The sequence below is a fragment of the Xanthomonas sp. NCPPB 2586 genome (assembly GCF_041475775.2).
GTDB classification, from domain to species: domain Bacteria; phylum Pseudomonadota; class Gammaproteobacteria; order Xanthomonadales; family Xanthomonadaceae; genus Xanthomonas; species Xanthomonas campestris.
Genome location: NZ_CM192981.1, coordinates 365,472 through 383,742, shown reverse-complemented (window position 1 = coordinate 383,742; position 18,271 = coordinate 365,472). Strand labels below are relative to the sequence as shown.

Genomic DNA, 18,271 nt, shown 5'->3' with positions numbered 1-18,271 from the left:
CATGCGGTGTTAGCTACCATGCCTCAGCCTAGGTACGCGCACGGCACACTCGACAAGCAAACGACCTGATTCCACATCATGACGCTGAGAGCGAGGCACCTGCGACGGCAGCTAATCCATCGAAAGCACCAGCGCACTACCGCGCTGACAGCTCTGCGCGAATGATGTCTGCGCCTGCGCTGAGGGCAGTGAGTTTGCCTCGTGCAACGTGCCGGGCGAGCGGCGCCATCCCGCAGTTGGTGGACGGGTAGAGCTTGTCGGCATCGACAAACCGAAGCGCCTTGCGCAGCGTATCGGCCACCTCCTGCGGTGTTTCGATCGTGTTGCTTGCCACGTCGATGGCGCCGACCATGACCTTCTTGCCGCGCACCAGTTCGATCAGATCGATCGGTACATGCGAGTTGTGGCACTCCAGCGAGACGATGTCGATCGTGGATGCCTGCAGCTTGGGAAACGACTCTTCGTATTGACGCCACTCCGAGCCCAGCGTCTGCTTCCAATCGGTATTGGCCTTGATGCCGTAGCCATAGCAGATGTGGACGGCGGTCTCGCAGTTGAGCCCTTCGATCGCGCGTTCAAGCGTGGCAACCCCCCAGTCGTTGACTTCATCGAAGAAGACATTGAAGGCGGGCTCGTCGAACTGGATGATATCCACGCCAGCCGCCTCGAGTTCTTTGGCTTCCTGATTGAGGATCTTCGCAAATTCCCAGGCCAGCTTTTCGCGGCTTTTGTAGTGCGCATCAAAGAGGGTGTCGATCATCGTCATCGGGCCGGGCAGCGCCCATTTGATCGGCTGCCGGGTTTGCTGGCGCAAGAACTTGGCATCGTCCACGAAGACGGGCTTGGGCCGGCTCACCGCGCCAACAACGGTCGGGACGCTGGCGTCATAGCGATTGCGAATGCGCACGGTCTCGCGCTTTTCGAAATCCACACCACTGAGGTGTTCGATGAAGGTGGTGACGAAATGTTGGCGGGTCTGCTCGCCGTCGCTCACGATATCGATGCCGGCGTGCTGCTGTTCCTGCAGCGACAGGCGCAACGCGTCCTGCTTGCCTTCGGTCAGTTCCTCATCCTGCAGCTTCCAGGGCGACCAGAGTTTCTCCGGTTGCGCGAGCCAGGACGGCTTGGGCAGGCTACCGGCGGTGGAGGTGGGGAGCAGCTTATTCATGATGGGCAATGTCTTGCGTTGGTGTTGACGAGAAAGCGTGGCTGGAGGCCCACCGCGCAAGAATGTCCCCGTAGGGCTTGATGAAATGCTCCTGGGTGAATTTGCCCTGCGTCACCGCGAGCTGGCTGCGCTCTTGCCGGTCGTAGACGATCTGGGTGGCGGAGTAATCCTGATGCTTCAGGCTCGGCTGGTAGATGGTTCCCGCCGCGGAATTGGCGTTGTAGATTTCTGGCCGGTAGATCTTCTGGAAGGTCTCCATCGTGCTGATGGTGCCGATCAGCTCCAGATTGGTGTAGTCGTTCAGCAGGTCGCCGAGGAAGTAAAACGCCAATGGGGCGACACTGTTCGGCGGCATGAAATAACGCACCTGCAGGCCCATTTTTTCGAAGTATTGATCCGTCAACGAAAATGCGTCCTGCCTGTATTCAACGCCCAGGATGGGGTGCCGATTTCCGGTGCGGTGATAGACCTTGCTGCTGGAGACGCTGATGCAGATGACCGGCGGCTTGGCGAACCGCGCCGTGTAAGCGTCCGAGTGCACAAACTGCTTGAACAGCGTGCCATGCAGGCTGCCGAACCCCTCCGGCAGGCTGAAGCTGGATGTGTCCTGATTGTGCGCTGGCAGCAGCACGCTGAAATCGTAGTCGCGCACATAGGAGGAGAAATTATTCCCTGCGATGCCATCGATACGCGCGCCGGTTGTTTGATCGAGGATGCTGGGCTGCAATATCTCGATCAACGGGAATGCATCGCCTGTGTCGCGCTCACCGATCTTCATCTCGACAGAGATGATGTCGAGTTCGACAGCGTAGCGGTCACGCGTGGGGTTATCCCAATGCGCCAGGTCGTTGAAGCGGTTGTTGATCATCGCCAGCGTGTTGCGCAGATTTTCCTGGCGACGCTGCCCTCTGGCCAGGTTGGCAAAATTCGTTGTGTTGCGTGTATTGGCCGCGGGACGGTAGTCCTCATCGAAGCGGAGGCTCTTGATGCTGAAGGTCAATTCTTGAGTCATTGCACACTGACGCCTTGTTCTCGAAATCAATACGAAACGCAGTTTTCAGCGCAGCGGTTGATGCTGGCTGGATGGGGGCCGGGACGCCGGATCGGCAAGCAATTCGCCAACGGACCCGGTGGCACGCCAGGCGCCCGTGGGCGTAATGGCCCTCAGGCCGCAGCCACGTTTGCTGCGGCGGTAGCGCTTGCCTGCCGCGTCATTGCGATCAGCGGCAATGCCCGCTGCACCGCCAGCCGGGCGCGTTCGGCCAGGGCCTCGTTGTGCACGCGATAGTCCAGAAAATCCCGGTCGGTTGCGTAGACGCCCAGCGGCAGCGTGCGTGCCTGGAAGAAACTGAAGAGCGGCCGCAGCTGGTGGTCGATCACCAACGCATGCCGCTCGCTGCCACCGGTGGCCGCCAACAGGACCGGCGTGTCGATCAAGGCATCTTGATGGACGAAGTCGAAGAAGTGCTTGAACAGCCCGGTGAAGGATCCGCGATACACCGGTGTGGTCACCACCAGCACGTCGGCCTGCTCTACGGCGACCAGTTCCTGCTCCACCGTTGCGGGCAGCTGGGAGCGCCAGAGCGCACCCGCGAACTGCGGTGCCAAGGCCCCGAGTTCCACCAGATGCTGCTCGCATGGCACCTGCGCGGCGATCAATGCCAGCAGGTGCTCGGCCAGGGCGGCCGCCTTGGAGGGGCGTTGCATCCCGCCGGACACCGCAACGATGCGGAGTGGGTGTGGCACGTTGACAGTCATACAGATGGCCTTAAAACGACGAACCCCGATGCTAGGGCTCGCATTCGATGAAGTAAAATGGTGTTATTTCAACAATCCATGAATTCGGATCATCTGAATGCTTGAGCGCATCCATCTCTCCATCGTCCAGCAGGTCGAGCAGCAGGGCTCGCTGACCGCCGCCGCAGGCGTGTTGAACCTGACCCAGTCGGCGCTGAGCCACAGCATGAAAAAGCTGGAGCAGCAGCTGGGCACCGATGTCTGGCTGCGCGAGGGGCGCAGCTTGCGGCTGACCCAAGCTGGCCAGTATTTGCTGGCGGTGGCCAACCGGGTGCTGCCGCAGCTGGATCTGGCCGAAGAGCGCCTGGGGCAGTTCGCGCAGGGCGAACGCGGTGCGCTGCGCATCGGCATGGAATGCCATCCCTGCTACCAGTGGCTGCTCAAACTGGTGGCGCCCTATCTGGCCACGTGGCCGGATGTGGATGTGGACGTCAAACAGAAGTTCCAGTTCGGTGGCATTGGCGCCCTGTTCGGCTACGAGATCGATCTGCTGGTCACGCCCGACCCGCTTTACAAGCCCGGGCTGCGCTTCGAGCCGGTGTTCGACTACGAGCAGGTGCTTGTGGTGGCCAGCGGTCATGCGCTGGCGTCGGCGGCCTACGTCACGCCGCCGCAGCTGACACGCGAGGTGCTCATCAGCTATCCGGTGGACCTGGAGCGGCTGGATATCTATAGCCAGTTCCTGCTGCCGGCCGGTGTCACGCCCAGACGCCACAAGGCCATCGAAACCACCGACATCATGATGCAGATGGTGGCCAGTGGCCGCGGCGTGGCCGCGATGCCGCGCTGGCTGGTGGAGGAATATGCCGCCAGGATGGACGTGGTGCCGGTTCGGCTGGGTGCACGCGGCATCGCCAAGCAAATTTTTCTGGGGGCGCGCGAGGCAGATATCGCCATCGACTACCTGCGCGCGTTTATCGAACTGGCGCGCCAGCCTGGCAATGGCAGCGCCACTGCGCCGTGACTCCACTGATGGACACCACCGCCCAGGCGCACGTGTTGCATGGCCGCCTTCCCGCACGAACGCTGATGTGCGCGAGCCAACCACTCACCACCACAGGACGGCGCCGCCGTTGATGTCCCCGGATCCACCCAGCCGCGCCGCCACCATCACCGATGCCTATTCGTTGGAGGTCGGCGCACACGACATGGCGGCGCTGACTGCAGCAGCGCCGCAGATCATGCGTGGCTCAAGCATGTTCATTCCCTACCTGCCCAGCCAGAACGACGAGGCGCGACTGGCCGCCGCACAGAGGGTGCGCGCCCTCGGCTTCGCGCCCATGCCGCACCTGTCCGCGCGGCGCATCGCCTCGCGCGACGCGCTACAGGCGTTCGTCAGGCGCGCCGTCGATGAGGCCGGCGTTGAACGCTGCCTGGTGATCGCGGGTGATGCGCCGTCTGCGGTTGGGCCGTTTTCCGATAGCGTGTCGCTGATCGAGACAGGCGTGTTTGAGCGCTCGGGCATCAAGACCATCGGCGTGGCCGGACACCCGGAAGGACATCTGGGCATGCCTGCAAGCGCGCAGTGGGATGTGCTTGAACGCAAGTGTCGCAGCATTGCCGAGCGCGGCATGGCGCCGCTGATCGTCACGCAGTTCGCGTTCGATGCCGACACTGTGCTGACGTGGTTGGACGCGCTGCGCGCGCGTGGCATTGCCCATCCCGTGCGTGTGGGCGTGCCAGGTCCTGCGGGCGTCGCAGTGCTCGCACGCTATGCCGCACGGTGCGGTGTTGGCGCATGTGCATCGATGCTCTCCAAGTACGGCATCTCGCTCGGCAAGCTGTTCGGGACTGCGGGGCCGGATCGCTTTGTGGATCGCCTCACCGCCGGCCTCAGCGAAGCGCATGGAGATGTCAGCCTGCATTTCTATCCATTCGGCGGCATCGCACAGTCTGTCGCGTGGGTTGAGCAGTACCGCCACCGCAACGCGCGTCCATTGGCGGACTGACACCCGCCAAGTTTCGGGGTTCGCCATCAACCGCAGACCTCTGGTTTTCTGCGGCCTGCAGGTGCGAAGAATCGGCACGCCCACGACCTGTATCACACTCTGTACTATTTATTTCTGCAGGGTTGTTTGTTGCGCGTGAGGTGTTGCAGCGCACAGCGGCACTGTCATGCATGCGGGGTATAACCGACTGCGAATCGCAGCGAGGGGGCGCTGCATCCGGTGCCGCTGTGTTCGATCGCAGTGCATCACTTTGCAACTCCAAGGAGCGCTGTTGCCATGCATACGCCGTCGCTGTTGTCGTTGTCGTGCGCCCTCTCGCTCATCGCCGCGCCCCTGGCCGCGGCCGAGCTACTGCCCAAACAATTGGCCGGCCCGCCAGAAGAGTTCGCGCAGATGCGCGCGCCCGAACCGGCGGAATCAGCCATCCTTTCGAAAAGCGCATTACTGCCGGTGGAGCTTGCACCGGCCGGTGCCAGCGCACGCTGGCAGGGCAACCTGCCGGTGGAAAACGGCCACCTGCGTTTCATGGTGCTGGCCGGTGACCAGCAGTGGGACGCGGCCGTGGCCGCGCCGCGCGTTGCCGGCGCGCGCGCCGCAGCAGCGCCGCAACTGCAAGCACAACGTACACAGCTCGGCAGTGCCGACAGCGGCACCAGCGGCATGCGCTATGCAGTGGACGCTGCGCAGAACGGTGTGTGGTCGCTGACGCTGCAGTCGGCCTCGCCCACGGCGCAACGTGGCTATGTGTTGATGGAAGGCGACCCGCGCACGCAGCTGGCCTCCTATCCACGGCATCGCCACCAGCAGGTGGGCCAGTCGCTAACGCTCAACGCGCTGCTCAGCGGCAGCGATGCACAAGGCGCAAGCTTGCTGGCCGGCCAGGCCGGGCAGATCGATCAGGCCAGCCTGCGCGTGCTCGATCCACAGGGCACGGCACGCACGTTTGCGATGGCCGATGACGGCAAGCACGACGACGGCGCTGCCGGCGATGGCGTGTATGGCGGCAGCTTTCAGCCGACCAGTGCCGGCACCTGGATCGCACAGGTGATCGTGCATGGCCGCGACCAGGCCGGGCAGCCGTTCGTGCGTACCAGCGAGCACGTATTACCCGTGCTGGACACCTCTGTGCGTCTACTCGGCAACGCGCTCAGCGCACGCGCGGCGGACGGCACGCGCCTGAGTATCGGGCTGCCGATCGCCGCGCGCGGGCAGGCGCCCACGCATTACCGCGTGTTTGGTCAGGTGTGGGGCACCGACGCCAAGGGCAAGCAGATTCCGGTGGCCTGGATCGGCGGCATGCTCACACCGCAGCAAGGCCAGCTGCCGTTGAGCCTGGACGAGCGCTGGGTGGCGCGTGCCGGTGCGCGTGCGCCTTTCACGCTGCGCGGCCTGCGCATCGAGGACCCGGACCATTACATCCCGCTGGCACAGGCCGACACGCTGCCGTTGCAACTGCCTGCACTGCGCCGGGCGAGCATTGCGCGCACCACGGCCGGCATCGACGAAAGCATGCGCATGGGGCCACGCCCGCGCACGCTGGCCACTGCCAGTGCACTGGCGCAACCGCAGGCGGCCGGATCGCGGCTGGTGCTGGTGCATGGGTACTGCTCCAACGGCGTGTGGCCGGAAGCGCAGTTCAGCAAGGCGTCGTCGTTTATCGATGCCAAGCAGAACCGCAGCAACGATCAATTCGCACAGCGCTTGGCGCAGTTCGCCAGCCAGTGGTCCTCGTTCGCCACGGTGGCGCACAGCCAGGGCGGCATGGCCGCGCTGCATCTGTACACCTACTACTGGAGCGGGCTGGATAACGCCACCGGTGGGCGCGTGATGCAGTCGGTAGGCACGCCGTACCACGGCACCAACCTCTCCGGCATTCTGGCTGCAGTGGGTTCGTGGTTCGGCGTCGGGTGCGGCAGCAACACCGACCTCACCTACGACGGCGCCAAGGCCTGGCTGGCCGGCATTCCCGCCGATGCGCGCGCCAAGGTCAACTACTACACGACCTCGTTCGCCAAGACCAACTGGTACACCAACGACTACTGCAACGCCGCCTCGGACCTGGTCTTGAACGACCCCGAAGACGGCACCGTGGAGCAGGCCAATGCGCAGCTGCCGGGCGGCGTAAACCGGGGGCCACACCACCGGGCAATGCCACACCACCGGCATGCGCGACCCGGCGCAATACCTGGACGCCAGCCGCAACGCGGTGATGAACGCCAACGTGGCGAAGTGATGCGGGCTTAGCGGTGTGCACTGCGATGGCCGGCGTTTGTGTCGGCCATCGCAGCATGCGTGGGACCACCTAGCGTTTTACTTGCAGGCAGTTTTCCTTGCTTAGGCGAGGCCCACACAACGCCTGCGTTCACCGCTCTTGGTTGCCTTGAGAGGTGATTGAACGGTGTGGGTTGGTCGGTTTTTTAGAGCGAATGATCTGCGGGTTTGCTGCAGGGCCCTTGCCCGCTCACCATCGCGGGACACGCTGCAAGTACGTCCTTGTAAGCGCTTACGCGGCATCCATGCCGCGTAAGGTCCCGCGACGGTGAGCGGGCAAGGACCAGTCGCGGGTGTCGTGACCTGCCCCCACTGAGCCGTACCAGCTGAAGCTATAAAGTCCGTGAACCCAAGAGGACGGACATGAAGAAGAGCAGATTCAGCACCGAGCAGATCATCGGGTTTATCAAACAGGCCGACGCGGGCATGGCCGTGGCAGAGTTGTGCCGTCGGCATGGTTTCAGCCCGGCCAGCTTTTATCAGTGGCGGGCCAAGTACGGGGGAATGGAGGCCGACGAGGCCAAGCGGCTGAAAGAACTGGAGGTCCAGAACACTCGATTGAAGAAGTTGCTGGCCGAGGCGCACCTGGACATCGAAGCGCTGAAGGTTGGCTTCGGGGTAAAACGCTAGGCCCGCAACGCAAGCGCGAGGCAATCCGACGAATGCTCGAACACACCCCGTTGAGCGAGCGCCGGGCTTGCCGCCTTGCGGGGCTGTCCCGCGATGCTTTCCGCCACGCACCCGTGCCGACGCCAGCCACGCAGGCGCTGTCGGCGCGGCTGGTCGAGCTGGCCCAGACCCACCGCCGCTTCGGCTATCGCCGACTGCATGATTTGTTGCGCCCGGAGTTTCCATCCGTGAATCACAAAAAGATTTATCGCCTGTACGAGGAAGCCGAGCTGAAGGTGCGCAAACGGCGCAAGGCCAAGCGTCCGGTGGGTGAGCGGCAGAAACTGCTGGCGTCCTCCATGCCGAACGACACCTGGAGCATGGACTTCGTGTTCGATGCGCTGGCCAACGCACGCCGCATCAAGTGCCTGACCGTGGTCGACGACTTCACTCGCGAGAGCGTGGACATTGCCGTGGATCACGGCATCAGCGGGGCTTACGTAGTGCGCCTGCTCGATCAGGCGGCGTGTTTCCGTGGCTATCCACGCGCGGTCCGCACCGACAATGGCCCCGAGTTCACCAGTCGCGCCTTCATTGCCTGGACGCAGCAACATGGCATTGAGCACATCCTGATCGAGCCGGGTGCCCCCACGCAGAACGCCTACATCGAAAGCTTCAACGGCAAGTTCCGCGACGAGTGCCTCAACGAGCACTGGTTCACCTCGTTGGCACAAGCCCGGGACGTGATCGCAGACTGGCGACGCCACTACAACCAGATCAGGCCGCACAGCAGTTGTGGTCGCATCCCGCCGGCACAGTTCGCCGCCAACTACCGTACACAACAAGCCAACAACGCAGTACCCTTCAACCCCGGGCTTTATCAGTAATCACTGGTACGGACGATGGGGGCAGGTCAGTCGGTGCGCATGGTGCTAGAAGCGCACGCCGTTCTTCTGATTCGCTCTCTTGTAGTTGTGACCCATACGGCAAACCAATGTAATTAGCGATGGCCCGCTGTTACCTCGCGGCGGACTCCTTTTTGGTGCGGCGCCCTCACGCTTGCGGGACCGTGTGGTTGCATGGATGCCGCCACCGAGCTTCCACAGGATGCGCCTGCAGCTGCGGTGAGAGACAGCTGCAGTTGCGAGCTTGCAGCGCTCCGCTAGCGAAACACCACCGTACGGTGCCCGTTGAGCACGATGCGGTGTTCGACATGGCGGCGTACCGCGCGCGCCAGCACCAGCGATTCGGTGTCGCTGCCCAGGCGCACCAGGTCGCGCGGGGTCATGGCGTGGTCCACGCGGGCGACGTCCTGTTCGATGATTGGGCCTTCGTCCAGGTCTTCGGTGACGTAGTGCGCGGTGGCGCCGATGATCTTGACGCCGCGCGCGTGCGCCTGGTGATACGGCTGGGCGCCCTTGAAACTGGGCAGGAAGCTGTGGTGGATGTTGATCGCACGCCCGGCCAATGCGCGGCACAGTGCAGGCGAAAGGATCTGCATGTAGCGCGCCAGCACCACCAGGTCCACCTGCAGGCGCTCGACCAGCGCCAGCAGCTGCGTTTCCTGTTCGGCGCGCGTATCTGCGCTCACCGGCAGGTGGTGGAAGGCGATGCCGTAGGACGCCGCCAGCGGTGCGAAGTCGGTGTGGTTGGAGACCACCGCCACGATATCCACCGGCAACTGCCGGCTATGCATGCGGAACAGCAGATCGTTGAGGCAGTGGCCCTGCTTGCTCACCAGCACCAGCAGCCGCGCGCGGCGGCGCGCATCGTGCAGCTGCCAGGTCATTTCGAAACTGGCGGCCAGCTGTGAAAACTGTTGCTCCAGCTGCGCGATGTCGGTTCGCGGCGGCTTGTCGAAATGCACGCGCAGGAAGAACCGCCCGCTCTCGTCGTCGCCGAATTGCTGGGCGTCGAGAATATTGCAGGCAAGATCGAACAACAGCCCGGTCACGCGATAGACGATGCCGGTACGGTCGGGGCAGGACAGGGTGAGGATGTAGTCAGAGCGCATCGGCGAGATGATAGCCAATGGATGACACCGCTGGCGCAGTGCTTGCGTCGGTAACTTTTACGTTGCGCCGCGGTGCAACGTTTGGGCCAGCCGCACTGCGGCTATGCACCGGGGCACTGTGCTCGCCATGCATGCAGATCCGCTGACCAACGCATCGCAGGTGGTGCGCTGGTGGCATGCATCGCAGAACGCGGTGCGCATGCCACTGACGATAAGGATCAGCGCGGCGGCAGGCGCAGCATCAGCCGCCGGTTGATTTCATCCAGCTGCGCAAGCGAGGCGTCGACCGAGGTCTCCATCGCTTCCTGGGTGGTGATGTGGGCGCGCAGATGCGCCGGGTCGTCCAGGGCGCCACGCACCAGGAACACGTTCTCGCCAACCTCGCCGAGATGGCGGCTGAGCACCACCAGATCCACCTGGTCGAAGCCATGCTGCTTGGCCAGCGGCAGCAGCCGCGCGGCCATGCGCATGCTGGCCTCGTCGGTGGGTTTACCCAGTTCGGTGTCCAGCACGCTCACCGCTTCCTGGATCTGTGAGAACAGGTGATGGTCCGGATGTTCGGGATGGTCCGGGCCGACCGGGCCCTGATGGATGACCGGCGCGCTGGTCATCGTGCGCCACCACCGGCGTGGGCCGATGTGCGCGTGGTGTGCACGGTCGAACCGGGCCTGATATTGGGGTGTCGCATCGCATCCTCCCTGGAGCGGCGGCTGTTACGAGCAGGCACCTTAGCCGCTTGCCTGCCAGGCCTCAAGCCAGCCACGTCGCACCAGGCGTCATGCCTGCGGGACACACCGCAAGATGCGCAACGCGGGCGCTTGATGCGCAAGTCGTTGAAGGCGGTTGGCGCAGCGCGTGTGCTTGAGTCGCGTGCCGTCGTAGCCACACCGTGGTGCACGGCACCGCTCGCACACGATGCCACTGCGAACAGCGCGCGCGACTGCAGCAGTCACACGCGCCGGAGGTGCTACGCTTGCCCTGCGCGGCGTGCGGAGACCTCGGCCAGCACGGCCCAGTCGGCGTTGCCATCGCCGTGCGCAATTGCCTCGTCCAGGCCGCTGCGCAGCAGCTCGCCCAGCGGCATCGGCACCTGTCGCGCTGCGCCGGCCTGGATCGCCAGATCCACATCCTTGCGGCCCAAGGTGGCAGTGAAGCCGGCAGGCGTGTACTGGCGCTGCATGATCAGCCGGCCATAGCCTTGATACGCGGGCGCAGCGAACAAGGTGCTGGTGAGCATGCCCAGGAACTGCGTGGCATCCACGCCATGCCCACGCGCCAGCGCGCTGGCTTCGGCCATCGCGCCGATCGCACTGGCCAGGCAGAAGTTGGCGGCCAGTTTCACCGCGTTGGCCTGCTCGGGCGCGCTGCCAATCTGCCAGGTCTGCTGGCCCAGCACATCGAACATCGGCTGCACGCGGGCAAGCGCGGCATCGTCGCCGGCGGCCAGGATGTTGAGTTTGCCCGCTTCGGCCACCTCCACGCGGCCAAGCACCGGGGCGGCGACATAGGCCACGCCCCGCTCGGCATGCAGTGCGGTCAACTCGTGCGCCAGCGCCACCGAGATGGTGGCCATGTTGACGTGCACGCTGCCGGCCGGCAGCGCATCCAGCACGCCGCCGTCGAGTACCGTCTGCCGCACCGCGGCGTCGTCGGCCAGCATCGAAAACAGCAGTGGGCCGTGCGCGGCTTGCTGCGGCTGCTCCACCACGTGTGCACCGGCCTCACGCAGCGGCTGCGCACGTGCCGGCGAGCGGTTCCATACGGTCAGTTCAAAGCCGCCGCGCAGCAGGTTGTGCGCCATCGGCAGGCCCATCGTGCCCAGCCCCAGAAATCCTATTGGCATGCATGCCCTCTGCTTGGTCGAGATGATCGGTCCATGGTCGGTTGCGCGCGCGTCAGCTGGCGAACACGCCACGCGCTTCGCGCGGTTCGCAGCGCTGGTACTGCGGCGCCGGGGTGACCGATGCGCCCAGCGCGGCGGCGGCGTGCCACGGCCAGCGCGGGTCGTAGAGGATGCCGCGCGCCAGCGCGATCGCATCGGCCTGGCCATCGCGCAGGATCGCTTCGGCCTGCTGCGGTTCGGTGATCAGGCCCACGCCGATCACCGGCGTGTCCACCTGCGCGCGGATCGCTTCGGCAAACGGAATCTGGTAGCTGGCCTGCACCGGAATCTGCTGGCGCGGGTCCAGCCCGCCGCTGGAGACATGGATGTAGTGCGCGCCCCGCGCATCCAGCGCCTTGGACAACGCAATGCTCTGCGGCAGGTCCCAGCCGCCATCCACCCAGTCGGTGGCCGAGATGCGCACGCCGATGGCCATCTGGTCAGACACCGCCGCGCGTACCGCATCGAAGATGCGCAGCGTCAGTCGCATGCGGTTGTCCAGCGAGCCGCCGTATGCATCGCTGCGCTGGTTGCTCAGCGGCGACAGGAACTGATGCATCAGGTACCCGTGCGCAGCATGCAGTTCGATCAGCTGCAGCCCCAGGCGTTCAGCACGTTTGGCCGCGGTCACGAAGGCCTCTACCACCGCATCGATGCCGGCGGCGTCCAGGGCCTGCGGCAGCGGCTGGCCGTCGCGGAACGGCAGTGCCGAGGCGGACACGGTCTGCCAGCCATTGGCGTGGTCCGGGGCGATCGCCTCGCCGCCCTTCCACGGCAGATCGGTGGAGGCCTTGCGCCCGGCATGTGCCAACTGGATGCCGATCGGCATCGGCGACCAGCGCCGTACCGATGCCAGCACCTCGCCCAGCGCCTGCTCGGTGGCGTCGTCGTACAGGCCCAGGTCGGCGTAGGAGATACGGCCCTGCGGCTGCACCGCGGCCGCTTCCAGGATCAACAGCGCGGCACCGGATTGCGACAGCGTGCCCAGGTGGATGCGATGCCAGTCGGTGGCGCGGCCGTCCTGTGCGGAGTACTGGCACATCGGCGCGATCACAATGCGGTTGGCGAGCGCAAGCGGACCAAAATTGATGGGGGTGAACAACTGGCTCAAGGCGACATCCACACGCGACGTAGGGATGCCCATTGCACTGCGCCACGCGCGTGGGCACAACCGCTGCGATGGATCACTGCGTCATGCCGAACGCGCACTGTGGTACCTGGCGGTGGCCGTGTGCAGGGGGTCCGGCGGCTGTTGCAGGAACGCCAGCGCCTGCGCGCAGGATTGCTCCACCTTCAGGCTGAGCAGGTCGTCGCCACGGGTGCGCCCGAAGTTGAGCGCGGCGATCGGCAGGCCTGCACGTGCGGCGGCCTGCACGAAGCGGAAGCCGGAATACACCATCAACGAAGACCCCACCACCAGCACCGCATCGGCGGCCTGCAGATGCGCAAAGGCGCGCTCCACGCGCTCGCGCGGCACGTTCTCGCCGAAGAACACCACATCCGGCTTGAGCACGCCGCCGCACGCCGGGCAGGCCGGCACCACGAAGTTGTCGAAGGCCACGTTGTCCAGATCGGCATCGCCATCGGGCGCCTGGGCGGCCTCCAGGTCGGCCCAGCCGGGGTTGTCGCGCTCCAGCAGCAACTGGAACTCGGTGCGCGGCATGCGTTGTTCGCAGCCCATGCAACGCACCACATCGAGCCGGCCGTGCAGATCGATCACCGCCTGGCTGCCGGCGGCCTGATGCAGGCGGTCCACGTTCTGGGTGAGCAGCAACTCCAGTTGCCCGCGCGCCTCCAACGCGGCCAAGGCGTGATGGGTGGCGTTGGGCCGCGCCAGGCCGAAGCGCGGCCAGCCCACCAGGCTGCGCGCCCAATAGCGCTGGCGCGTGGACAGCTCGCCCATGAACGCCTGGAAGGTCACCGGTTGCGGGCGCTTCCAGCCGCCCTGCAGATCGCGGTAATCGGGAATGCCCGAATCGGTGCTGCAGCCCGCGCCGCTGAGTACGAACAAGCGCTGGTGGCGCTCGATGAACTCCTGCAGCGCCGGGCCGGTCTGCGTGATCGCAACAGTCATCGTGCAACTCCGGTCATGGTGTGGTCACTGTGCAACAACGCCCGCGTGCGTGCCTGTAGCGGTGCAACACGTTCAGGCGCTGCGGTGAAAGCTGGCTGGTGCCACGGCCGTGGCCTGCACGCTGCGCGCAGGTGCTGGTTGCACATGCGGGCAGGCCTGTCCTTCATGCTCCACGTTGCCACGGACGCGCGCAGTAACGCGGTGCATGGGGCGGGGGATGACGCAGAGCGGTTCACGATGCAAAGACGCCACGGGAGATGGCCTTTCAATTGGGGTGCGCGGTGCGATTCCAAGCACAGGCGCATCTGCCTGCATCGCGGTTGCGCTCGTCTCCTGGTTGCACGCTGCGCGCGTGAGGCGCGGCACCCGGTCAAGCACCTGTTCGCGATCGCCGAGCTCAAGCTGCAGGCCAATGCCTTGGGCGTGCGCAAGCTGGATCTTGGCGCGTTCACTCCCACAGGCACGCTGCACCGCATTTGATTCGTCTTGGCGAACGCCACCATCACTGATGCAAAGTGCAACGCCGCAGCCGATGCGAGCGCCAGCGCAGGGCGCGCTGATGACAGAGCGGAGTAAAGCCTGCACACGTCACAGTTCCAGGCACTGCACCAGCTTTTTTGCGTGATCTGCCGCACACGCAACGCATCTGCAATATGACATCGCGAAAGTGACGCGCTCCCCCGCTCGCCCATGCCCGCCATGCCAACCACCGACATCCGGATCGCCTCCGGACTGCGTCGCGCCCCGCTGTGTCTTTGCCTGTCCCTCGCACTTGCCTCCACGCTTGCCGGCCCGGCGCTGGCGCAGCAGACCACCGCGTCACCGCCGGCACGTACGAGCGACGACGGCATCTTTTCGCTCGACCGCATGATCGTCACCGGTGCCGGCCAGGCGCAGAGCCAGTTCGAAGCGTCCTATGCGATCACCTCGATGACCGCCGAACAGATCGACAAACTGGCGCCGCTCAACCTCACCAGCCTGATTGGTTCGATGCCGGGCATTTACGCCGAATCCACCGGCGGCGAAGTGCAGAACGTGTACCGCATCCGCGGCATCCCCGATGAAGGCTCGTTCGCGGTGATCCAGGAGGACGGTATCAGCCCGTATCCGGACAACAACGGCTACTTCTACAAGACCGAAGGGCTAGTGCGGCCAGACGTGATGGTCGAATCGGTGGAGACCGTGCGCGGCGGGCCCTCGCCGATCTTCGCCTCCAATGCCGCGGCCATCGTCAATTTCGTCACCCGCCAGGGCGGCGACACGCCCGAAGGCGCAGTGCGCACCACCGTGGGCGATACCGGCCTGTATCGGCTCGATGGCTACTGGTCGGGCAAGCTGGCGCAGGACTGGTACCTGGCCGCCGGCGGCTTCGTGCGGCGCAACGATGGTTACCGGGATGTGGGCTTTCCTGCCGATCAGGGCGGCCAGTTCCGCATGAACCTCACTCACACGCTGGACCACGGCAAGATCACCTTCACCGCCAAGCATCTGGACGACAAGAACGCGTTCTACATGCCGATCCCGCTGTATGACCCGCGCGACACCACGCGGTCGCTGGACCCATTGATCGACCGCTTCACCGGCACCTTGAGCGCGCCGCAACTGCAGCACGCCACGCTCATTTCCAGCGATGCCAATGGCCAGCCGCAACGCGAGGCGCGCGATCTCTCCGATGGCCGCCACATGAAGTTCAATCATCTGGGCGCGAACCTGGACCTGGCGTTCGACAACGGCTGGAGCCTGTCCAACAAGGCGGTGGTCAATCGCCTGGACATGACCTTCGACGCGCTGTATTCCAGCAATGCACCGCAGGATGCCACCGCCTATGCGAACAGCCGCCGTGCGGCCGCGAGCGCCGCGTTTCCGGGCTTGACGCGGCTGGGCTACGTGTACACCGACGATGGCAGCCGCTTCGATCCGGCCAGCACCGACGGGCTGGTGATCCAGGGCCAGTACCGTGCGATGGATGTGCGCGCCGATTCCATCGCCGACGATCTGCGCCTGCACCGCAGCTTCGACTGGGGCGGCGACACCCACGACATCACGCTGGGCTTGTATGGCGCCTATTACGCGCGTTCCTACAACTCGCGCTACCAGAGCTATCTGTTTGAAATGCGCCAGAACCCGCGCAGCATCGACCTGCTCGGCTATGACGCCAATGGTGCGGTTGTCGGCGGCGTCACCCAGGACGGCGTGGTGATCTACGGCGCCGACCGCACCCAGGGCAAGGCCTACACCAGCATGTTGGCGCCCTACATCGCCGATACCTGGCAGGTGACCGACAAGCTGCGGCTGGAAGGCGGCGTGCGCCACGAGCGCTATCGCTACCGCGCCTGGGCCATGGCCCGCACCACCGGCACGCTGGGCATGCCAGACACCCTGGCCGACGATGCCGCACGGCTGTTCACCGGTGCCCGCACGCAGACCGCGCTGGATGTGGGCGTGACCAACTGGACGGCGGGATTCAACTACGACCTCACCCCGATTGTCGGTGTCTACGGCCGCGCCTCGCGTGCGCACCGCGCGCCCAGCGAGGGCGCCAACGAAGGCACCGTCAACATCCCCACCGCCGAACAGTACGAGTTGGGCACCAAGCTCAACTTCGCCACGCTGGATGTGTTCGCCACTGCCTTCTACACCAAGTACGACCCGTACAACATCGGCACCAGCGCGGTGAATCCGGTGACTGGCGCAGCCGAGTCCAAGGATTACCGTGGCAGCGTCACCAACCCGGGCGTGGAAGTGGCCGCGGTATGGACGCCGGCGCAGTGGCTGCGCCTGGATGCCAATGTCACCTACAACGACACCAAGGTCTCCGACCTGACCGAAGTGGTGGCCAACGGTGCGGTGGCGGTGGTCGATGTGGACGGCAACATGCCCAACCGCCAGCCCAAGCTCTATGGCAACGTCGGGCCCACGCTGCTGTTCAGCACCGGCACGTTCGATTGGGAAACCTCGCTGCGCTACGCCTACGTGGGCAAGCGCTATGCCGACCTGGAAAACACCACCGAACTGGCCGCCTATCACACGCTGGCGGCCAACATCCTGGTGCGCAACGGGCCGTGGGATGTGCAGCTGGCGGTGGACAACCTCACCAACACCTTTGCGCTGACCGAAGGCAACCCGCGCACCGACACCATCTCCGGGCAAGGCACGCGCGAACCCATCTACGGGCGGCCGATCTACGAGCGCAACACCCGGCTGGTGGTGACCTACCACTTCTGAGCAGCACGACAACCGCCGCTTTCGCGTGCGCCGCGGCCCTGCCCGGCGCGCGCCCGACCAGGATTCTTATGAAGCCTTCCCTGCTTGCTGCGGCCGTCCTGCTGACGGCCAGCTTCGCCCCCACGGCTGCGCTGGCCTGGGGAAAACGCGCCCACGCGGCGATCGATACCGCCGCACTCCAGGCACTGCCGGACGACGGGCCGGTGTTCCTCAGGCGCCATGTGCAGGTGATTGCCGATGGTGCGGTGCTGCCCGATGGCTGGCGCAGCGAAAGCGAGCCGTTCCTCAAGATCGAAGAAGATCCCAACCACGGCTGGTTCCGCGAGCAGTTCGCATTCATGCAGAATCCGCCGCGCTCGCGCTATGCCTTCGTGCTGGCCTTGTACGACGAGCAGCGGCGCATTGCACAACGCGACCCGGCTGCCGCCGAGCGCATGAATGTGCGCTGGGCCGGCACCTTGCCGTATGCGGCCACCGAAGGCTACGAACGCATCGTTGCCACCATGCGGCAAATCCGCGCGTTGCGTGCGGCCGGTGAGGACACGCGCGAACTGGAGCGCACCTGCGCGTTCCTGGTGAGCTGGTTTGCGCACTACATCGGCGACGGCGCGCAGCCGCAGCACGACAGCATCCACCACGATGGCTGGCAGGGACCCAATCCACACGGCTACAGCACCGACCCGAAGGTGCACGGCAAGTTCGAGAGCGACTACGTCGACAAGATCGCGCTCACTCCGCAGGACCTGCTGACCCGCATGCCGGCATTGGCGCATCAGGACGGCGATGTGTTCGAGCAGTTGCTGGGTTTTCTCGCCATCGGCACCGGCCGCGTCGAGCAGGTGTATCGCCTGGAAAAAGCCGGTGCGTTCGATGATGCCTCCCGCACCGACGGCCGCGCGATGGTCTACCTCACCGCCGGCGACGGCGCGGCAATGCTGCGCGATCTGCTGGTGCGCGCGTGGCGCGAAAGCGCGCTGCAGCCGGTTCCCGTGCGCGGGCCGCGCAGCATGGATCCGGCACATCCGCAGTACGACCCCAGCACCGGCAGCGCGCCTGCGCCGCGCTCACCAGCATTGCCTTCAACGCAAACGCAGTAACGCAAGCGCGATCTAGCGGTGCGCGCGTGATGCGGCACGCACGGTTGCCGTTGTTGCACGTCGCGCGACGCGCGGATGCAATGGCGCGCGTAACCGGTGCGCGCGCAATCACAGGCCGCGAGGACTTGAGTGCCGACCTTGCGACAGAGCGCACGCAAGCACCCCGACCAACCGTACAGCGATCG

At 65.1% G+C, this 18,271-nt stretch carries 14 protein-coding genes and 1 pseudogene; 7 read left to right on the top strand and 8 right to left on the bottom strand.

The window, feature by feature from the left end; all coding sequences use genetic code 11:
• Window positions 1-136: 136 nt before the first annotated feature.
• From ACCQ09_RS01655 to msuE, 3 genes are all read right to left on the bottom strand, one after another.
• Complete coding sequence (locus ACCQ09_RS01655; RefSeq protein ID WP_040940420.1) at window positions 137-1,168, bottom strand: methionine synthase; 1,032 nt, start codon at window positions 1,166-1,168, stop codon at window positions 137-139.
• Window positions 1,161-2,180, bottom strand: coding sequence for a DUF1852 domain-containing protein (locus tag ACCQ09_RS01650; RefSeq protein WP_040940419.1), 1,020 nt, complete (start codon window positions 2,178-2,180; stop codon window positions 1,161-1,163). The genes ACCQ09_RS01655 and ACCQ09_RS01650 overlap by 8 nt, the downstream gene beginning before the upstream one ends.
• 152 nt (window positions 2,181-2,332) lie before the next feature.
• On the bottom strand, window positions 2,333-2,926 hold the full coding sequence (gene msuE / locus ACCQ09_RS01645) for an FMN reductase (protein ID WP_040940418.1): 594 nt from the start codon (window positions 2,924-2,926) through the stop codon (window positions 2,333-2,335).
• A 97-nt stretch (window positions 2,927-3,023) separates the two neighbouring features.
• Here msuE and ACCQ09_RS01640 point away from each other — a divergent pair, with 97 nt between their 5' ends.
• The 4 genes and pseudogenes from ACCQ09_RS01640 (at window position 3,024) to ACCQ09_RS01625 (ending at window position 8,681) form a co-directional block, all read left to right on the top strand.
• Window positions 3,024-3,929 (top strand): LysR family transcriptional regulator, encoded by a 906-nt coding sequence (locus tag ACCQ09_RS01640; protein ID WP_040940417.1) that lies wholly within the window; start codon window positions 3,024-3,026, stop codon window positions 3,927-3,929.
• A 109-nt stretch (window positions 3,930-4,038) separates the two neighbouring features.
• The gene (locus ACCQ09_RS01635; protein ID WP_040940416.1) at window positions 4,039-4,914 is read left to right on the top strand and encodes a methylenetetrahydrofolate reductase; all 876 of its coding nucleotides are present in this window, start codon (window positions 4,039-4,041) and stop codon (window positions 4,912-4,914) included.
• 276 nt (window positions 4,915-5,190) lie between these two features.
• A pseudogene (locus tag ACCQ09_RS01630) lies at window positions 5,191-7,147 on the top strand (choice-of-anchor X domain-containing protein).
• Between the two features lie 401 nt (window positions 7,148-7,548).
• Window positions 7,549-8,681, top strand: a protein-coding gene (locus ACCQ09_RS01625) for an IS3-like element IS476 family transposase (protein ID WP_506182979.1) whose coding sequence is annotated in 2 segments (ribosomal slippage) — window positions 7,549-7,804 and window positions 7,804-8,681 — 1,134 coding nt in all. Because the reading frame shifts where the segments join, the coding sequence is not laid out codon by codon here.
• A 275-nt stretch (window positions 8,682-8,956) separates the two neighbouring features.
• On the opposite strand, the gene purU is transcribed toward ACCQ09_RS01625, so the two are convergent.
• From purU to ACCQ09_RS01600, 5 genes are all read right to left on the bottom strand, one after another.
• Entirely contained in the window at window positions 8,957-9,808 is an 852-nt protein-coding gene (gene purU, locus ACCQ09_RS01620; RefSeq protein ID WP_161962224.1) for a formyltetrahydrofolate deformylase, read from the bottom strand.
• A gap of 218 nt (window positions 9,809-10,026) precedes the next feature.
• Complete coding sequence (locus ACCQ09_RS01615; RefSeq protein WP_011035564.1) at window positions 10,027-10,419, bottom strand: XVIPCD domain-containing protein; 393 nt, start codon at window positions 10,417-10,419, stop codon at window positions 10,027-10,029.
• Window positions 10,420-10,775: 356 nt separating this feature from the next.
• A complete protein-coding gene (locus tag ACCQ09_RS01610; RefSeq protein ID WP_057671136.1) occupies window positions 10,776-11,651 on the bottom strand; it encodes an NAD(P)-dependent oxidoreductase in 876 nt (291 codons plus the stop codon).
• A gap of 52 nt (window positions 11,652-11,703) precedes the next feature.
• Entirely contained in the window at window positions 11,704-12,801 is a 1,098-nt protein-coding gene (locus ACCQ09_RS01605) for an NADH:flavin oxidoreductase/NADH oxidase (protein WP_029216872.1), read from the bottom strand.
• 81 nt (window positions 12,802-12,882) lie between these two features.
• On the bottom strand, window positions 12,883-13,764 hold the full coding sequence (locus tag ACCQ09_RS01600) for an NAD-dependent protein deacetylase (protein WP_228428174.1): 882 nt from the start codon (window positions 13,762-13,764) through the stop codon (window positions 12,883-12,885).
• Window positions 13,765-13,908: 144 nt separating this feature from the next.
• On the opposite strand from ACCQ09_RS01600, the gene ACCQ09_RS01595 reads away from it, so the two are divergent.
• The 3 genes from ACCQ09_RS01595 (at window position 13,909) to ACCQ09_RS01585 (ending at window position 18,086) form a co-directional block, all read left to right on the top strand.
• A complete protein-coding gene (locus ACCQ09_RS01595; protein WP_040940411.1) occupies window positions 13,909-14,244 on the top strand; it encodes a hypothetical protein in 336 nt (111 codons plus the stop codon).
• Window positions 14,245-14,463: 219 nt separating this feature from the next.
• Window positions 14,464-16,989: a TonB-dependent receptor gene (locus ACCQ09_RS01590; protein ID WP_228428176.1), complete on the top strand. Its 2,526-nt coding sequence runs from the start codon at window positions 14,464-14,466 to the stop codon at window positions 16,987-16,989.
• A gap of 68 nt (window positions 16,990-17,057) precedes the next feature.
• Window positions 17,058-18,086: a phospholipase C/P1 nuclease family protein gene (locus ACCQ09_RS01585; RefSeq protein ID WP_040940409.1), complete on the top strand. Its 1,029-nt coding sequence runs from the start codon at window positions 17,058-17,060 to the stop codon at window positions 18,084-18,086.
• The last annotated feature ends 185 nt before the right edge of the window (window positions 18,087-18,271 follow it).

Bases quoted from the DNA above. Each gene is read 5' to 3' on its own strand.
- ACCQ09_RS01655 (WP_040940420.1), bottom strand. From the start codon at position 1,168: ATGAATAAGCTGCTCCCCACCTCCACCGCCGGTAGCCTGCCCAAGCCG.
- ACCQ09_RS01650 (WP_040940419.1), bottom strand. From the start codon at position 2,180: ATGACTCAAGAATTGACCTTCAGCATCAAGAGCCTCCGCTTCGATGAG.
- msuE (WP_040940418.1), bottom strand. From the start codon at position 2,926: ATGACTGTCAACGTGCCACACCCACTCCGCATCGTTGCGGTGTCCGGC.
- ACCQ09_RS01640 (WP_040940417.1), top strand. From the start codon at position 3,024: ATGCTTGAGCGCATCCATCTCTCCATCGTCCAGCAGGTCGAGCAGCAG.
- purU (WP_161962224.1), bottom strand. From the start codon at position 9,808: ATGCGCTCTGACTACATCCTCACCCTGTCCTGCCCCGACCGTACCGGC.
- ACCQ09_RS01615 (WP_011035564.1), bottom strand. From the start codon at position 10,419: ATGACCAGCGCGCCGGTCATCCATCAGGGCCCGGTCGGCCCGGACCAT.
- ACCQ09_RS01610 (WP_057671136.1), bottom strand. From the start codon at position 11,651: ATGCCAATAGGATTTCTGGGGCTGGGCACGATGGGCCTGCCGATGGCG.
- ACCQ09_RS01600 (WP_228428174.1), bottom strand. From the start codon at position 13,764: ATGACTGTTGCGATCACGCAGACCGGCCCGGCGCTGCAGGAGTTCATC.
- ACCQ09_RS01595 (WP_040940411.1), top strand. From the start codon at position 13,909: ATGCGGGCAGGCCTGTCCTTCATGCTCCACGTTGCCACGGACGCGCGC.
- ACCQ09_RS01590 (WP_228428176.1), top strand. From the start codon at position 14,464: ATGCCAACCACCGACATCCGGATCGCCTCCGGACTGCGTCGCGCCCCG.
- ACCQ09_RS01585 (WP_040940409.1), top strand. From the start codon at position 17,058: ATGAAGCCTTCCCTGCTTGCTGCGGCCGTCCTGCTGACGGCCAGCTTC.